Below are 15,733 nucleotides of genomic sequence, written 5' to 3'. Positions count from 1 at the left end.
GAATCGTCGGTCAGGTGCGCGCTTGAATTCAAGCTGTCCGCGCCGCAGATTCGAGGCAGTCCTTCATTTTCCCGGTGCGGAGTCCACGCCTACATGTTCAATCGAATCGCCCTGTTCCTCATCACCAATCTGGCGGTGCTGGTGCTGGCCGGCATTGTCATGTCCGTGTTCGGCATCAATCCCAATCAGATGGGCGGGCTGCTGGTGATGGCCGCGCTGTTCGGCTTCGGCGGCTCGCTGGTGTCGCTGCTGCTGTCCAAGTTCATGGCCAAGCGCGCCACCGGCGCGCAGGTGATCACCGAGCCGCGCAACCACACCGAGCGCTGGCTGCTGGAGACGGTGCGGCGGCAGGCGCAGGCCGCCGGCATCGGCATGCCCGAGGTCGCGGTCTACGACGGGCCGGAGATCAATGCCTTCGCCACCGGCGCCAACCGCAACAATGCGCTGGTCGCGGTCTCCACCGGTCTGCTGCGGAACATGACCGAGGACGAGGCCGAGGCGGTGCTCGCCCACGAGATCAGCCATGTCGCCAATGGCGACATGGTGACGATGGCGCTGCTGCAGGGCGTGCTGAACACCTTCGTGATCGTGCTGGCGCGGGTGGTCGGCGGGATCGTCGACGGGTATCTGTCCGGCAATCGCGAGGGCGGCCGCCGTGGTCTGGCCTACTACGCGATCGTGATGGTGCTGGAGATGGTGTTCGGCCTGTTCGCGACGATGATCGCGATGTGGTTCTCGCGCTACCGTGAGTTCCGCGCCGACGCCGGCGGCGCCAGCCTGGCCGGTCGCGGCAAGATGATCGCGGCGCTGCAGCGGCTGGAACTCAACCACGGGCAGAGCACGCTGCCGTCGCAGGTGCAGGCGTTCGGCATCGCCGGCGGCCTCGGCCAGGGCCTGCGCAAGCTGTTCATGAGCCACCCGCCGCTGTCCGAGCGCATCGCCACCCTGCGCGCCTCGCACGTCAACGCGACGGTGAGCTGAGCGCCCGCTCGAACCAGTCGGGGCGGGAAGGATCCCGCCCCACACCATCACCGCGTCCGTTCGCGCGCTTTTCCGGGTCCCGAGTCCCGAGTCCCGCGTCCCGGCTCTTCAAGCAAAATCGAACGTCATCCCCGGCGCCGCCAGGCCCACGAACTCGCCCTGCACGTAGTCGACGCCGGCGCTGAACAGCAGGCTCATCGAGGTGGCGTCGGCGACGAACTCGGCGATGGTGCGGATCCCGGCCGATTGCGCGCGCTCGGTGATCTCGCGGATCTTTTCCTGGTGTTCGCGGGTCTGCGCCAGGTCCTGGGTGAAGCCGCGGTCCAGCTTCAGGAACGAGGGCTGGAAGTGCGCCAGCAGCTGGAACGAGTCCAGGCCCGAGCCGAACTGCTCCAGCCCGACCTTGCAGCCCAGCCCGGTGGCATGGGCGAGGAACTGCTGCGCGTTGCGCAGGTGGGTGAACACCTTGGCCTCGGGCGTCTGCAGCCACAGGCGCTCGCCGGGCACCCCGTGCGCGGCCAGCTCGCGCCGGATCAGCTCCACCATCTGCGGGTCGGCGAAGGCGTCCGGGCTGATCTTGACCAGCAGGCTGGTGGCATGGCCGGCGCGCTGGCGCTCGCCGATCACCGCGATCGCGCGCGCCACCACCCAGCGGTCGATGTCGGCCATCAGCCCGTGCTCGGCGGCGATGCCGAGGAAGGTGGTCGGTCCGATGATCTCGTCGTTGCGTTCCAGGCGCAGGTAGGCCTCGTACAGCTCGTGCGGCTCGCCCTGCAGGTTCAGCACCGGCTGGTAGTGCAGCAGGAAGCCGTCGCCGGCCAGCGCTGCGCGCAGGTGCTGCACCCAGCGCTGGATGCGCTCTTCCTCGACCCGGTCGGCCGCGCCGGGGTCGAAGATCTTGCAGGCGTTGCCGCCCAGCTCGATCGTGGCCTGCACGTTCTCGCTGGCGCGGGCCAGGACCTGGCCGACGGTGGCGATCTTCTCGCCGATCTGCACGCCGCCGATGCTGACGGTGACCGTGGCCGAGCGCTCGCCGACGCTGAACACGTGCGCGGCGTAGGCATTGAGCAGGCGCTCGGCCAGCGCCGCGGTGCGGGCATAGTCGCCCTGCAGCAGCAGCGCGAAGTTGTGCTCGCCGAAGCGCGCGGCCTGCACATCGCCGTCGATCGCCGCGGCCAGGTGCTGGGCCAGCGCCGCCACCAGCGCGTCGGCCGAGTCCAGGCCGATGTCGGCCAGCAACCGCGCGTAGTGGTCGGGCTCGACCAGCAGGAAGCCGTAGTGGCCGTCGCCGCGGCCGACCTGGGCCACCGCGTTCTCCAGCGCCAGCATGAAGGTCGGGCGGTTGAGCAGGCCGGTGACCTGGTCGCGCTGGCGCAGGTCCTCGACCTCGCGCGCCAGTTCCGGATCGAATTCCTCGCGGCGGCGGAACACCACCTGCACGCAGGCCTCGCCCTCGTAGCTGGCGGTGGCGAACTCCATCGTCGCCGGGAAGCTCTCGCCGGCCATCGTGCGCGCGTCGACCTGGTATTGCGCCGGCGGCGGCTCGCCCTTGCCCAGCGCCTTCAGCAGCTGCTTGAACTCCTCCACGTGCTGCGGCGCGACCATGTCCAGCAGCGAGATGCCTTCGACGTCGTCGAACGAGTCGAAGCCGAACATCTCCAGGTAGGCCTCGTTGGCGCGGATGTGCATGCCTTCGTGGATGTAGGCGATCGGATCGCGCGAGGAGGCGATCAGCGCGTCGCAGCGGCGCTCGGTCTCGCGCATCTGCGCCTCGATCCGGCGCAGCCCGCGGCGCGCCTGCAGGTCGGCCCAAGTGTTGCGCAGCACCGCCAGCAGGTGTTCGGGGCGTTGGCGCAGCGCGATCGCGCGCGCGCCGCCGGCCACCGCCTCGATCCATTCGTTCTCGTCGATGCTGTCGGCGAGCAGGATCACCGGGATGTCCTTGCCGCTGGCGCCCACGCGCTGCAGCACCTGCGGCAGCGGGATGGCCTGCGAGCGCGCGCTCAGCACCAGGTCGATCGGCTGCGCGGCGAGCATCGCGCCCAGCTCCTCCGCGTGCTGCGGCCGCGACGGCCGCACCGCGATGCCGCTGTTGCGCAGGCTGCTGACGATCGCCTCGGCGTCTTCACCGCTGTCGTCGACGATCATCAGCCGGAGGGTGGTGTCTTTGCCTGTCTGCATGGAGCCTCCCGGGGACGGGGTTTAATACACGATGCCCGCTGCGGCGTCCATGTGTGTGGGGCCGGGATTGGGAATTCGGGATTGGGGATTGGCAAAAGCAGGCTGCGATGGTTGCACCCAGCCTCGCGCAGCCCGCGAACCCTCAGGCATTGTGAGCCGCTTTTGCCAATCCCCAATCCTGAATCCCCAATCCCGGCCGTCAGGCCACCCCGCCAGCGGCATGGCCCGAGGCCCAGGCCCACTGGAAGTTGTAGCCTCCCAGCCAGCCGCTGACGTCCAGTACCTCGCCGACGAAGTACAGGCCGGGGACTTGGCGCGATTCCATGGTCGCCGACGACACCTGGTCGGTGTCCACCCCGCCCAGGGTGACCTCGGCGGTGCGGTAGCCCTCGGTGCCGCTGGCCACCAGCGGCCAGGCGCCGAGCAGCGCCGCCGCCGCGCGCAGCTGCGGTTCGTCCAGCTGGCGCACCGGCTTGTCCGGCAGCCAGACCTCGCACAGCCGCTGCGCGAAGCGGCGCGGCAGCGCCTCGCCCAGCACCGTGCGCAGTTCCGCGGCGCCGCGCAGGCGCTTGTGCTCGCGTAGCCACGCGGCCGCGTCCTGCCCGGGCAGCAGGTCCAGGCGCAGGTCGTCGCCCGGCTGCCAGTACGAGGAGATCTGCAGGATCGCCGGGCCGCTGACGCCGCGGTGGGTGATCAGCATGAAGTTGCGGAAGCTGGCGCCGTTGCAGCTGGCCTCGACCGGCAGCGCCAGCCCGGACAGGTCCTGCAGGCGTTCCTGGTGCTTGCCGCTGAGGGTCAGCGGCACCAGCCCGGCGCGGGTCGGCAGCACGCCGTGGCCGAACTGGCGGGCCAGGTCGTAGCCGAAGCCGGTGGCGCCCAGGCTGGGGATGGACAGTCCGCCGCTGGCCACCACCAGCGAGGCGGCGTGCACCGGGCCGTCGTCGGTGGCGATGCGGAACCCCTCGCTGCCGCGCTCCACGCCGCGCACCGCGCACTGGGTGCGGATGGTCACCCCGGCCGCGTCGCATTCGTCCACCAGCATGCGCACGATCTGCTTGGAGGAGATGTCGCAGAACAGCTGGCCCAGTTCCTTCTCGTGGTAGGCGATGGCGTGGCGTTCGACCATCTCGATGAAGTCGGCCGGGCGATAGCGGGCCAGCGCCGACTTGCAGAAGTGCGGATTGGCGGACAGGAAATTGCCCGGGCCGGTGCCGGTGTTGGTGAAGTTGCAGCGCCCGCCGCCGGACATCAGGATCTTCTTGCCGACCTTGTTGGCGTGCTCGATCACCCGCACGCTGCGCCCGCGGCGGCCGGCGGTCAGCGCGCACATCAGCCCGGCGGCGCCGGCGCCGATGACCGCGACGTCGACCCGGATGGGCTCGGCGCGCGCGTTCATGCCGCGGCTTTGCGCACCGTCGGGGTGAAGGTGACGCTGCTCTCGTCGCCGAGCAACTGCACTTCGCCGTCCTGGATCACCACGTCGAAGCGCATGCTGCGCTGGATAAGTTCGGCCGCCGAGGCGACCGCGTCGCCGGGCAGGTCGATGACCTGCAGCGGCTTGAGCTTGAGCAGGCCGGAGGCGTTCTTCTCCCACCAGATGTCGGCGACGCGGCCGCCGTAGTTGACCACGACCACCTCGCGGGCGCGGCCGCAGGCCTTGCGGATGCGCGACTCGTCGGGCTGGCCGACCTCGATCCATTGCTCGATGGCGCCGGTGTAGTCCATCCGCCACAGGTCCGGCTCGTCGTCGCTGCTCAGGCCCTTGCCGAACAGCAGGCGTTCCTCGGCGAACAGGGCGAAGGTCAGCAGCCGCGCCATCAGCCGCTGGTCGGTCTCGGACGGGTGCTGGGCCAGGGTCAGCGCATGCGCCGCGTAATAGCCGCGGTCCATGTCGGAAATCTGCAGGTCGGCCTTGCGAAGGGTGGCGGTGAGGGCCATGCGGCTACCGGGATCAAAGGGCGGCCATGATAATGCGTGACGATGTCCGATCCCCGCCCGCCGTCCGCCTTCGTTCCGGCCCCGAGCCGTTGGCAACTGCCGCCTGGGCCGTGGCCGACCCTGCTGGACGGGCTGTGCGCGCGCTTCCCGCGGGTGTCGCGGGCGCAGTGGCAGGATCGCTGCGAGCGCGGCCGGGTGCAGGATGCGCACGGCCGGCCGTTGCCGGCGGCGCTGCCGTACCGGGTCGGGCTGGAGGTGCGCTATTTCCGCGAGGTCGCCGACGAAGCGCCGATCGCCGGGGTGGAGCGCATCGTCCACGCCGATGCGCACCTGGTGGTGGCCGACAAGCCGCATGGGCTGCCGGTGACCCCGTCCGGGCGCTTCGTGCGCGAGACCCTGCTGGCGCGGCTGGTGGCGCGGCTGGGCAATCCGGCGCTGGTGCCGCTGCATCGTCTGGACCGCGCGACCGCCGGATTGGTGCTGTTCTCGGCCGATCCGGGCAGCCGCGCCGCGTACCAGGCGCTGTTCCGCAAGCGGCGCATCGCCAAGGCCTACCAGGCGCTGGCACCGGCCTTGCCGGGGCACACGTTCCCGCTGCTGCGCGCCAGCCGGGTGGTGCGCGGCGAGCCGTTCTTCCGCATGACCGAGACCGCCGGCGAGGCCAACAGCCTGACCCGGATCACCGTGCTGGAGGCGCGAGACGGGCCGCTGTGGCGCTATGCGCTGGCGCCGGTGACCGGGCGCAAGCACCAGCTGCGCGTGCACATGGCCGCGCTGGGCGCGCCGATCCTGGGCGATCCGCTGTATCCGCAGTTGCGCGCGGAGGGGGAGGGGGCCGCTACCGACACGCTGCACTTGCTGGCCTGCGGCCTGGAGTTCGACGACCCGCTTAGCGGGCAGGCACGCCGCTTCGCCAGCGCGCAGACCCTGGCTTGGCCGTCGGCATAGTGCCCGTAACCTCTAAGACAGCGAGACGCTTCGCGCCGCACCCTCACCCCAACCCCTCTCCCGGTGGGAGAGGGGCTAGGTTGCTCCCCTTCTCCCATCGGGAGAAGGTGCCCCGCAGGGGCGGATGAGGGTACGGGCGCAGCCTCGTGCATCCAGATCGGCGAGACGCTTTCGCGCCGGACCCTCACCCCAACCCCTCTCCCGGTGGGAGAGGGGCTCTCTCTAGTGGCATAGTGCGCAATGATCGAGGTGCGCCAGCGCCGCAGACGGCTGAATGCGCGGCCAGGGCAGCGAGCCTGCGCACTTTGCGCAAAACGGCAGGCGTATCGGCCGCGCCGGCGTGAACTTTAGGCCTGGGTTCAGCTTCTTTGTGGGTCATCTCGGTTTGTCTACACAAACTTGTCGCTTTTTGCGGACGACCCGCGTATGGTTGGCCCCACTGTGTTTGCTAGGGTCACCGTGAATCGTGGCCTGGTGCAGTTGATCTCGCGATCCGCTTCATCGTTCCGCTTTACCAACGCCTGCAACTCAGTCTCGGCCCCGATACCCGGTGGCTGCGATATTTTTCAATTCAATGTTTCAGGAGTTAGTAAATGAGCGATCGTCAGCAAGGTACCGTGAAGTGGTTCAACGATGCCAAGGGCTTCGGCTTCATCACCCCGGAAAGCGGCCCGGACCTGTTCGTGCACTTCCGTGCCATCCAGGGCACCGGCTTCAAGTCGCTGCAGGAAGGCCAGAAGGTGACCTTCGTCGCCGTGCAGGGCCAGAAGGGCATGCAGGCTGACCAGGTGCAGGCCGTCTAATTTAGACGCCAGCCACCGTAAGGTTGCCAGAACGCCGGAAGCGCAAGCTTCCGGCGTTTTTATTTGTGCGTTATTTGTGCGCACCGCCCGCCGTTGCGGGTTGCTGGGCGCCTGCAGAGGTATCCGCAGCAGCCAAGCGTCGGCCCGGCCTGATCGGGGGCGGCGCCGCTGCGCGCGCCGGCAGTGATGGTCATGCAGCAGCAGTCGCGGCCGGGCCGGCTACCATGGTCGGCCCGCGTCTCCGGAACCGCCGCCATGATCACCGTCCATCACCTCAACCAGTCCCGTTCGCAGCGCGTGCTGTGGCTGCTGGAGGAACTGGCGCTGCCGTACCAGGTGGTCAAGTACCAGCGCGACAGGCAGACCATGCTGGCGCCGCCGGAACTGCGCGCGATCCATCCGCTGGGCAAGTCGCCGGTGCTGGTCGACGATGGCCACGTGCTGGCCGAATCCGGCGCGATCCTCGATTACCTGGTGGAGCGCTACGACACCGAGCGCGCGCTGTCGCCGTCACCGCAGCCGCTGGACGCACCCGAACGCCTGCGCTACCGCTACTGGATGCATTACGCGGAGGGCTCGGCGATGCCGCCGTTGCTGATGAGCCTGGTGTTCGGGCGCATCCGTTCGGCGAAGATGCCGTTCTTCGCGCGGCCGATCGCCCGCGCCATCGTCGACAAGGCGATGCACAGCTTCATCGGCCCGCAACTGAAGCTGCACCTGGACTGGATGGAGCGCGAGCTGGCCACGACCGGCTGGTTCGCCGGCGACCGCTTCACCGCCGCCGACGTGCAGATGAGTTTTCCGGTGCAGGCCGCGGCGGCGCGCGCCGGCCTGCAGGCCTATCCGAACCTGGCCGGCTTCGTGCAGCGTATCGAGCAGCGCCCGGCCTACCAGCGCGCGCTGCAGCAGGGCGGGCCGTTCGAGTTGCTCGGCGGCAGCAAGACCGATTGAGGACTGTCCGAGCGGCTTCGGTTCGCTGTCGCCGGGCGAGCGCGGCGCACCGCCCCGTTCACGGCAACGGCGCGCGCGCCGGGCACTGCCGCACGAAGGCGATGCTGTCGGCCATCACCGGCAGCGCCGGATCGTCCTTGCGCAGCGCCAGCGCCAGGCGCAGATGGCCGACGCCGGGATAGATCTTCAGTTCGACCGGCACGCCGGCACGTTGCAGCGCGGCCTGCAGCGATCGGCTTTCGCGCGGTGCGACCACCCGGTCGGCGCCACCGTGCAACAGCAGCATCGGCGGTTCGTCGCCGTCGACGAAGGCGATCGGCTGCGAGCGCCGCTGCTGCGCCGGGTCGCGGCCGAACATGCCGATCAGGTCGGTTTCGGTCAGCGGTAGGAAGTCGTAGGCGCCGGCCAGGCCGACCAGCCCGCACAGCTGCCGCGGCGATATGCCCTGCGCCTGCAGCCAGCGGCCGTCGCTGGCCAGCAACGCGGCCATGTGCGCGCCGGCGGAATGGCCCATCAGCACCAGCCGGCGCGGGTCGCCGCCGTGCTCGGCGGCATGGCGCTGGCTCCAGGCCACCGCGGTGGCGGCGTCGCGCATGAAGCCGTCCAGGGTCACATTCGGGTATTTGCGGTAGTCCGGCACGATCGCGACCACGCCGTGCCGCGCCAGCGCTTCGCCGGCCCAGCGGTACTGCTGGCGGTTGCCGGTCTGCCAGGTGCCGCCGTGGAAGAACACCACCACCGGCGCGTCTTGCGCCGCGGCCGGGCGGTAGACGTCGAGCTTCAGGCCGTGCGCCGCATCGAACACGATGCCGCGCTGTTCGCTCAGCCCCTGGCGCGCGGAGCCGGCATTTAGGCCGCCGAAGAACAGGCTGCTGCAGGCGGAGACCAGCAGCGAGGACAGCGCGACCAGCAGGTGGCGGGGCCAGCGCGGCGGCAGCGGCGAAGCGTCGGACATGTGGGGTTATCTGCAGAAAGGAGCGGGAGCATGCCGCATGCTTGTGTCGGCAGCGAGTGCATGACGCGTCGGCGAGCGCTTCGCGCCGTACCCTCACCCCAACCCCTCTCCCGGTGGGAGAGGGGCTAACGCGGGCCGCGGGGGCGGATGCGGGTGCGGGCGCAGCGTCGTGCACCCTTGGTCGACAAGGTGTTTGGCACCATGTTCGCCCTCTCCAGGTCCTAAGCTGGCGTCCATGCCTCCATTGCGCTTCGACAACCGTTTCACCGCCGAGCTGCCCGGTGATCCCGAGCACGGCCCGCGCCTGCGCGAGGTGCTGGGGGCGTTGTGGTCGGAGGTCGCGCCGACCCCGGTCGCCGCGCCGCAGCTGCTGGCCCATTCGCGCGAGGTTGCGGCCATGCTCGGGCTCTCGGAACAGGAGGTGCTGGCCCCGCAATTCGCCGAGGTCTTCGCCGGCAATGCGCTTTACCCGGGCATGCGGCCGTACGCGATGAACTACGGCGGCCACCAGTTCGGGCATTGGGCCGGGCAACTCGGCGACGGTCGCGCGATCGCGCTGGGCGAGGCGCTGGGCGCGGACGGGCGGCGCTGGGAACTGCAGCTCAAGGGCGCCGGGCGCACGCCGTATTCGCGCGGCGCCGATGGCCGCGCGGTGCTGCGCTCGTCGATCCGCGAATTCCTGTGCAGCGAGGCCATGCATCATCTCGGCGTGCCGACCACGCGCGCGCTGAGCCTGGTGGCCACCGGCGAGCGCGTGGTGCGCGACATGTTCTACGACGGCCATCCGCGCGCCGAACCCGGCGCGGTGGTGTGCCGGGTAGCGCCGTCGTTCGTGCGCTTCGGCAGTTTCGAGTTGCCGTCCTCGCGCGGCGACGACGCCTTGCTGCGGCGCCTGGCCGACTTCGTGATCGACCGCGATTTCCCCGAGCTGCGCGGGCGCGGCGCGACGCGCTATGCCGACTGGTTCGGCGAGGTCTGCGCGCGCACCGCGACGATGGTCGCGCAGTGGATGCGGGTCGGCTTCGTGCACGGGGTGATGAACACCGACAACATGTCGATCCTGGGCCTGACCATCGACTACGGCCCGTATGGCTGGATCGACGACTACGATCCGGACTGGACCCCCAACACCACCGATGCGCAGGGCCGCCGCTATCGCTTCGGCACCCAGCCGCAGGTCGCGTACTGGAATCTCACGCGGCTGGCGCAGGCGCTGGCGCCGCTGTTCGATGACGTCGCGCCGCTGCACGCCGGCCTGGAGCGCTTTCGCGAAACCTCTGCGCAGGCCGAGCGCGACAACACGGCCGCCAAGCTCGGCCTGGCGGCATGCGAGGAGGCCGACCTGGCGCTGATGCAGGACCTGCTGCAACTGCTGCAGCAGGGCGAGGTGGACATGACCCTGTGGTTCCGCGGATTGAGCGCGCCGCAGGTGCCGGCGCTGGCGGATCTGGCCGAGGCGTTCTACGACCCGGCCAAGCTGGCCGCGCAGGCGCCGGCGTTCGAGGCCTGGCTGGCGCGCTATGCGCAGCGGGTGGACGCCGATCCGCTGCCGGCGGCCCAGCGCGCCGCGAAGATGCGTGCGGCCAACCCGCGCTACGTGCTGCGCAACTACCTGGCGCAGCAGGCGATCGACCGCGCCGAGCAGGGCGACATGGACGGCGTCGCCGAACTGCTGGAGGTGATGCGCCGCCCCTACGACGATCAGCCGGGCCGCGAGGCGTTCGCGGCGCGGCGCCCGGACTGGGCGCGCGAGCGCGCCGGGTGCTCGATGCTGTCGTGCAGTTCCTGAGGGCTCAGCTGTGTGCGGCTGGGTGATCGCGGAATATGCGACCGCTGGACGTTGTGTCGCGCGCGGCGGCCATCGATGGCGCCGGCAATGCGCGGTCAGCGTGCCGGGTCGGCGCGATAGGCCCAGGCGGCCAGGAAGCTCGTCACCACTTCCGCCGCCAGCGCCTGCTGGGTGTCGCGGCCCGGTGCCTGCCCGTTGAGCATCGCGCCGGGGTAGGCATAGCCGATCGCCGCGCCGATGAAGGCGGTGGCGGCCAGGTGCGGGGAGGCCACGCGCACGTCACCGCACGCATCCAGCCTCTGCAGCAGGTCGCTCAGGCGTTGGCGCAGGCGCCCGGTGCGGCGCTGGTGCAGCGACTGCAGCAGGTCCGGCATCTGCGCGCTGGCCTGTACCAGCAGGCGGTGCAGGCGCAGCGAGGAGGGTGCGTACAGGTGCGCCTGCACGGTCAGTGCGATTTGCTGCAGGGCGCGCGGCAGGTCCTGCGAGGCGGCGTCGCCGATGTTCTCCAGCTGCGCCTGCAGTTCCTCGCTCAACGCCTCGAACACCTGCATCAGCAGGTCGGCCTTGCTGGAGAAATGGTTGTACAGGCTCTGTCGGGTCAGCCCCGCATGCAGCGCGATCTGCTCCAGCGAGACTTCCAGGCCGTGCTCCAGCAGCAGCTCGCGGGCGGCGCGCAGCAACCGCGGCCGCGCCAGCGCCGGCCGCCCGCGCTGGCGGCCGGTCGGCGCAACCGCGCCTGCCTCGGGCGTCGGCCGGGTGACGCGGGGCCGCGCGGCGCGGGCGGTTGTGCGATCCTTCATGCTTATTTATTTGTCTTTAAGTAAATTAAATGATCCTCCCCCCAGCTTCCAGGATCAAGCGCATGCCCGCGCCCTTCGCCCAGCGTTCTCGCCGCACGCTGTCGCTGCTGCTGTGCCTTTCCTTGCTCGTGCTTGCCGGCTGCAGGGGCGACCGCGCTGCGCCGGCGGCGCAGCCCAGGACCGTCGGGGTGGTGACGCTGCAGCCGCAGAGCGTGCCGTTGAGTGCCGAGTTGGCCGGGCGCACTGCCGCGTCGGAGGAATCGGAGGTGCGGCCGCAGGTCGGCGGCATCCTGCGCAAGCGGCTGTTCGAGGAGGGCGCGATGGTGCGCGCCGGGCAGCCGCTGTTCCAGATCGAGTCGACCCTGTACCAGGCCGCGGCCAACGAGGCGCAGGCCAATCTGGCCACCGCCGAGGCGGCGCTGGTCACCGCGCAGCTGCGCGCCGAACGCTATCGCGAACTGGGCAAGACCCGGCTGGCCGCGCAGCAGGACGTGGACGACGCGCAGGCGACCTACAAGCAGGCGCTGGCCAGCCGCGACGCCAACCGCGCTGCGGTGGAGACCGCGCGCACCCAACTGCGCTTCGCCACCGTGGAGGCGCCGATCAGCGGCCGCATCGGCCGGGCGCGGGTGACGCCGGGCGCGCTGGTCACCGCCAGCCAAGCCGATGCGATCGCCAAGATCCAGCAGCTGGACCCGATGCACGTGGACATCACCCAGTCCGGCAGCCAGTTCCTGGCGCTGCGCCGCGCGATCGCCGGCGGCGGGGTGCAGCCGGCCACCGCAGAGGTGCGCCTGAAGCTGTCCGACGGCAGCGACTATCCGTTGCCGGGCACGCTGGAGTTCGCCGATATCGACGTGGAGGAGACCACCGGCAGCGTGACCCTGCGCGCGCGCTTCCCCAACCCCGACGCGCAGTTGCTGCCGGGCATGTACGTGCGCGCGATCGTCGGCCAGGGCACCCGCCAGCAGGCGCTGCTGGTGCCGCAGGCGGCGGTGGACCGCACCCCGCGCGGCGACGCGCAGGCCTGGGTGGTGGGCGCGGACAACATCGTGCGCCAGCGCCAGTTCACCACGCTGCGCGCGGTCGGCGATCGCTGGCTGGTCGGCGACGGGCTCAAGCCCGGCGAGCGGGTGGTGGTGGAGGGCCGGCAAGGACTCAGCGACGGCGCCAAGGTGACGGTCAAGCCAGCTGCGGCCGCCGCCGGCCAGGGCTGAGCCGGCATGCTCGCGCATTTCTTCATCCGCCGCCCGATCTTCGCCTGGGTGCTGGCGATCTGCATCATGGCCGCCGGCGCCATCGCCGTGTTCACCCTGCCGGTGGAGCAGTACCCCGACATCGCCCCGCCCGGGGTCACCGTCACCGCCACCTACAACGGCGCCTCGGCGCAGACGGTGGAGGACAGCGTCACCCAGGTGATCGAGCAGCAGATCAAGGGCATCGACCACCTGCTGTACTTTTCCTCGACCAGTTCCTCGTCCGGGCAGGCGCGGATCAGCATCACCTTCGACCAGGCCGCCAATCCCGACATCGCCCAGGTGCAGGTGCAGAACGCGGTCAACCAGGCGCTCAACCGCCTGCCGCAGGAAGTGCAGCAGCAGGGCGTGACCGTGGCCAAGTCGCAGGGCGACAGCCTGATGGCGGTGGCGCTGTACGACAGCACCGACCGGCTGGACAACGTCGACATCTCCGACTACTTGATCAGCACCTTGCAGGACCCGATCAGCCGCATCAACGGTGTCGGCGAGATCAACGTGTTCGGCGCGCAGTACGCGATGCGCATCTGGATGGACCCGCACAAGCTCAACGCCTACAGGCTGATGCCCGGCGACGTGCGCAGCGCGATCGAGGCGCAGAACACCCAGGTCACCGCTGGCGAACTCGGCGCGCTGCCCACCGGCGCCGACCAGGAGCTCAACGCCACGGTGACCGCGCAGTCGCGGTTGCAGACCGCCGAGCAGTTCCGCGCCATCATCCTGGCCACCCAGCCCGACGGTTCCAGCGTGCACCTGGGCGACGTGGCGCGGGTGGAGATCGGCGCGGAGAACTACCAGAACAGCGCCACGCTCAACGGGCATCCGGCGTCCGGCTTCTCGGTGACGCTGTCCTCCGGCGCCAACGCGGTGGCCACCTCCGACGCGGTGCGCGCCACCATCGAGCGGCTCAAGCCGACCTTCCCGCCGGGCATGGAGGTCGCCTACCCGCGCGACAGCACGCCGTTCGTGCGGATCTCGATCGAGGGCGTGGTGCATACGCTGATCGAGGCGATCGTGCTGGTGGTGGTGGTGATGTTCCTGTTCCTGCAGAACGGCCGCGCCACGCTGATCCCGGCGATCACCGTGCCGGTGGTGCTGCTGGGCACCTTCGGCATCCTCGCCGCGGCCGGTTTCACCATCAACACGCTGACCCTGTTCGCGATGGTGCTGGCGATCGGCCTGCTGGTCGACGATGCGATCGTGGTGGTGGAGAACGTCGAGCGGATCATGCACGAGCAGCACCTGCCGCCACGCGAGGCCACCGAGCAATCGATGGGCGAGATCACCGGCGCGCTGGTCGGCATCACCGTGGTGCTGGGCGCGGTGTTCCTGCCGATGGCGTTCTTCGGCGGCTCCACCGGCATCATCTACCGGCAGTTCTCGATCACCATCGCCTCGGCGATGGCGCTGTCGGCGCTGGTCGCGCTGACCCTGACCCCGGCGCTGTGCGCGACCCTGCTCAAGCCGGTGGAAAAGGAACGCCAGCCGGGGCGCTTCTTCCGCTGGTTCAACCGGGGCGTGGAGCGCAGCCAGCAGGCCTACCAGCGCCGGCTCGGCACGCTGTTGCGGCAGCCGCGGCGCTGGATGGCGCTGTACGCGGTGATCGTGCTGGCGATGGCGGCGCTGTACGCGCGCATGCCGACCGGCTTCCTGCCGGTGGAGGACCAGGGCCAGGTGCAGATCCAGTTCACCACGCCCGAAGGCACGCCGCTGGCCAAGACCGAGGCGCTGGGGCGGCGCATCAGCGATTACTTCATGCAGCACGAGAAGGACAACATCACCGCGGTCTTCATGGTGATCGGACGCAACAACGCAGGCACCGGGCAGAACGCCGGCCAGGCCTTCGTTGCGCTGCGGCCGTGGGGCGAGCGCAACCGCGACAACACCGCGCAGGCGATCATCGACCGCGCCAACGCGCATTTCCGCGGCACCGCCGACGCCAAGATCAGCGTGCTGTCGCCGCCGGCGGTGCGCGGCCTGGGCCAGTCCAGCGGCTTCGAACTGTGGATCCGCGACAGCGACGGCGCCGGCCGCGCGGCGCTGCTGAAGGCGCAGCAGCAGGTGCTGCAGGAGGCGGGCGACGATCCGCAGCTGACCGCGGTGCGGCTCAACGGCCTGGGCGACAAGGCGCAGTTGCAGGTCGACATCGACCAAGCCCAGGCCAGCGCGCTGGGCCTGGCGCAGAGCGACATCAACGCCACCCTGTCCACTGCGTGGGGCGGCAGCTACGTCAACGATTTCCTCGATCGCGGCCGGGTCAAGCGCGTCTACGTGCAGGGCGATGCGCCGTACCGCTCGCTGCCGGAGGACATCGGCCAGTGGTACGTGCGCGGCAAGGACGGGCAGATGGCGCCGTTCGCCAGCTTCGCCAGCACCCGCTGGACCCGCGGGCCGCAGCTGCAGCAGCGCTTCAACGGCCTGGCGGCGGCGCAGATCCAGGGCGGCGCGGCCGCCGGCGGCAGTTCCGGCGAGGCGATGCAGCGGATGCAGGCGCTGGTCGCCAAGCAGGAGGGGTTCGACCTGCAGTGGAGCGGCCTGTCCTACCAGGAGCAGCTGTCGAGCAACCAGACGCTGTGGCTGTACACCGCCTCGATCCTGTTCATTTTCCTGTGCCTGGCGGCGCTGTACGAGAGCTGGTCGATTCCGGTGGCGGTGCTGCTGGTGATCCCGTTGGGCGTGCTCGGCACGGTCACCGCGACCAGCCTGGCCGGCTTCGTCAACGACATCTACTTCCAGGTCGGCCTGCTGACCACGATCGGCCTGTCGGCGAAGAACGCGATCCTGATCGTGGAGTTCGCCGAGGCCCAGCAGAAGGCCGGGCGGCCGCTGCTGGAGGCGGCGCTGGAAGGCGCGCGGCTGCGCCTGCGGCCGATCGTGATGACCTCGCTGGCGTTCGTTGCCGGCGTGCTGCCGCTGGCGCTGTCCACCGGCGCCGGCGCGGCCAGCCGCCGCGAGATCGGCATCAGCGTGATCGGCGGCATGCTCTCGGGCACGCTGCTGGCGGTGCTGCTGGTGCCGCTGTTCTTCGTGCTGGTGCGGCGCCTGCTGCACGGGCCGGCGGCCAACGCGCAGGCCACGCCGACCGCGTGAGCGCGGTGAACGGGTCAGGGCGCGGCGCTGCATGGCCGCGC

General features: G+C 70.3%; 12 protein-coding genes. 7 read left to right on the top strand and 5 right to left on the bottom strand.

Annotated elements, in window-relative coordinates; genetic code table 11:
* Positions 1 to 93: 93 nt before the first annotated feature.
* Positions 94 to 981 carry a protease HtpX gene (gene htpX, locus NUG20_RS12845; RefSeq protein WP_263394862.1) on the top strand — a complete coding sequence of 296 codons (888 nt, stop codon included), beginning with the start codon at positions 94 to 96 and terminating at the stop codon, positions 979 to 981.
* Positions 982 to 1,089: 108 nt separating this feature from the next.
* Here htpX and NUG20_RS12840 read toward each other — a convergent pair whose 3' ends face one another.
* The 3 genes from NUG20_RS12840 to NUG20_RS12830 all read right to left on the bottom strand — a co-directional run bounded on the left by NUG20_RS12840 (position 1,090) and on the right by NUG20_RS12830 (position 5,100).
* Positions 1,090 to 3,162 carry a GGDEF/EAL domain-containing response regulator gene (locus tag NUG20_RS12840; protein WP_263394861.1) on the bottom strand — a complete coding sequence of 691 codons (2,073 nt, stop codon included), beginning with the start codon at positions 3,160 to 3,162 and terminating at the stop codon, positions 1,090 to 1,092.
* Positions 3,163 to 3,361: 199 nt separating this feature from the next.
* Positions 3,362 to 4,558: a BaiN/RdsA family NAD(P)/FAD-dependent oxidoreductase gene (locus tag NUG20_RS12835; RefSeq protein ID WP_263394860.1), complete on the bottom strand. Its 1,197-nt coding sequence runs from the start codon at positions 4,556 to 4,558 to the stop codon at positions 3,362 to 3,364.
* The gene (locus tag NUG20_RS12830) at positions 4,555 to 5,100 is read right to left on the bottom strand and encodes a YaeQ family protein (RefSeq protein WP_263394859.1); all 546 of its coding nucleotides are present in this window, start codon (positions 5,098 to 5,100) and stop codon (positions 4,555 to 4,557) included. The genes NUG20_RS12835 and NUG20_RS12830 overlap by 4 nt, the downstream gene beginning before the upstream one ends.
* A 42-nt stretch (positions 5,101 to 5,142) precedes the next feature.
* Here NUG20_RS12830 and NUG20_RS12825 point away from each other — a divergent pair, with 42 nt between their 5' ends.
* From NUG20_RS12825 to NUG20_RS12815, 3 genes are all read left to right on the top strand, one after another.
* The gene (locus NUG20_RS12825; protein ID WP_263394858.1) at positions 5,143 to 6,048 is read left to right on the top strand and encodes a pseudouridine synthase; all 906 of its coding nucleotides are present in this window, start codon (positions 5,143 to 5,145) and stop codon (positions 6,046 to 6,048) included.
* Between the two features lie 593 nt (positions 6,049 to 6,641).
* On the top strand, positions 6,642 to 6,851 hold the full coding sequence (locus tag NUG20_RS12820; RefSeq protein WP_017356920.1) for a cold-shock protein: 210 nt from the start codon (positions 6,642 to 6,644) through the stop codon (positions 6,849 to 6,851).
* A 255-nt stretch (positions 6,852 to 7,106) separates the two neighbouring features.
* On the top strand, positions 7,107 to 7,802 hold the full coding sequence (locus NUG20_RS12815) for a glutathione S-transferase family protein (protein WP_263394857.1): 696 nt from the start codon (positions 7,107 to 7,109) through the stop codon (positions 7,800 to 7,802).
* A 58-nt stretch (positions 7,803 to 7,860) separates the two neighbouring features.
* Here the strand turns inward: NUG20_RS12815 and NUG20_RS12810 are convergent, their stop codons facing one another.
* A complete protein-coding gene (locus tag NUG20_RS12810) occupies positions 7,861 to 8,757 on the bottom strand; it encodes an alpha/beta hydrolase (protein ID WP_263394856.1) in 897 nt (298 codons plus the stop codon).
* Between the two features lie 235 nt (positions 8,758 to 8,992).
* On the opposite strand from NUG20_RS12810, the gene NUG20_RS12805 reads away from it, so the two are divergent.
* Positions 8,993 to 10,546 (top strand): protein adenylyltransferase SelO, encoded by a 1,554-nt coding sequence (locus NUG20_RS12805; protein ID WP_263394855.1) that lies wholly within the window; start codon positions 8,993 to 8,995, stop codon positions 10,544 to 10,546.
* Positions 10,547 to 10,641: 95 nt separating this feature from the next.
* Here the strand turns inward: NUG20_RS12805 and NUG20_RS12800 are convergent, their stop codons facing one another.
* Positions 10,642 to 11,346 carry a TetR/AcrR family transcriptional regulator gene (locus tag NUG20_RS12800; protein WP_263394854.1) on the bottom strand — a complete coding sequence of 235 codons (705 nt, stop codon included), beginning with the start codon at positions 11,344 to 11,346 and terminating at the stop codon, positions 10,642 to 10,644.
* 62 nt (positions 11,347 to 11,408) lie between these two features.
* Here NUG20_RS12800 and NUG20_RS12795 point away from each other — a divergent pair, with 62 nt between their 5' ends.
* Positions 11,409 to 12,563, top strand: a complete 1,155-nt coding sequence (locus NUG20_RS12795) for an efflux RND transporter periplasmic adaptor subunit (protein WP_263394853.1) — start codon at positions 11,409 to 11,411, stop codon at positions 12,561 to 12,563.
* Positions 12,564 to 12,569: 6 nt separating this feature from the next.
* Complete coding sequence (locus NUG20_RS12790; RefSeq protein WP_263394852.1) at positions 12,570 to 15,692, top strand: efflux RND transporter permease subunit; 3,123 nt, start codon at positions 12,570 to 12,572, stop codon at positions 15,690 to 15,692.
* Positions 15,693 to 15,733: the final 41 nt, after the last annotated feature.

The organism is Xanthomonas sp. CFBP 8443, from assembly GCF_025666195.1.
Taxonomy (GTDB): domain Bacteria; phylum Pseudomonadota; class Gammaproteobacteria; order Xanthomonadales; family Xanthomonadaceae; genus Xanthomonas_A.
The sequence above is the reverse complement of the archived record's forward strand: the minus strand, read 5'-3'. Positions and strand labels throughout refer to the sequence as shown.

What these genes read in the sequence shown, in the direction of transcription:
- htpX (WP_263394862.1), top strand. Translation starts at nt 94, where the DNA reads ATGTTCAATCGAATCGCCCTGTTCCTCATCACCAATCTGGCGGTGCTG.
- NUG20_RS12835 (WP_263394860.1), bottom strand. Translation starts at nt 4,558, where the DNA reads ATGAACGCGCGCGCCGAGCCCATCCGGGTCGACGTCGCGGTCATCGGC.
- NUG20_RS12830 (WP_263394859.1), bottom strand. Translation starts at nt 5,100, where the DNA reads ATGGCCCTCACCGCCACCCTTCGCAAGGCCGACCTGCAGATTTCCGAC.
- NUG20_RS12840 (WP_263394861.1), bottom strand. Translation starts at nt 3,162, where the DNA reads ATGCAGACAGGCAAAGACACCACCCTCCGGCTGATGATCGTCGACGAC.
- NUG20_RS12795 (WP_263394853.1), top strand. Translation starts at nt 11,409, where the DNA reads ATGCCCGCGCCCTTCGCCCAGCGTTCTCGCCGCACGCTGTCGCTGCTG.
- NUG20_RS12820 (WP_017356920.1), top strand. Translation starts at nt 6,642, where the DNA reads ATGAGCGATCGTCAGCAAGGTACCGTGAAGTGGTTCAACGATGCCAAG.
- NUG20_RS12790 (WP_263394852.1), top strand. Translation starts at nt 12,570, where the DNA reads ATGCTCGCGCATTTCTTCATCCGCCGCCCGATCTTCGCCTGGGTGCTG.
- NUG20_RS12810 (WP_263394856.1), bottom strand. Translation starts at nt 8,757, where the DNA reads ATGTCCGACGCTTCGCCGCTGCCGCCGCGCTGGCCCCGCCACCTGCTG.
- NUG20_RS12825 (WP_263394858.1), top strand. Translation starts at nt 5,143, where the DNA reads ATGTCCGATCCCCGCCCGCCGTCCGCCTTCGTTCCGGCCCCGAGCCGT.
- NUG20_RS12800 (WP_263394854.1), bottom strand. Translation starts at nt 11,346, where the DNA reads ATGAAGGATCGCACAACCGCCCGCGCCGCGCGGCCCCGCGTCACCCGG.
- NUG20_RS12805 (WP_263394855.1), top strand. Translation starts at nt 8,993, where the DNA reads ATGCCTCCATTGCGCTTCGACAACCGTTTCACCGCCGAGCTGCCCGGT.
- NUG20_RS12815 (WP_263394857.1), top strand. Translation starts at nt 7,107, where the DNA reads ATGATCACCGTCCATCACCTCAACCAGTCCCGTTCGCAGCGCGTGCTG.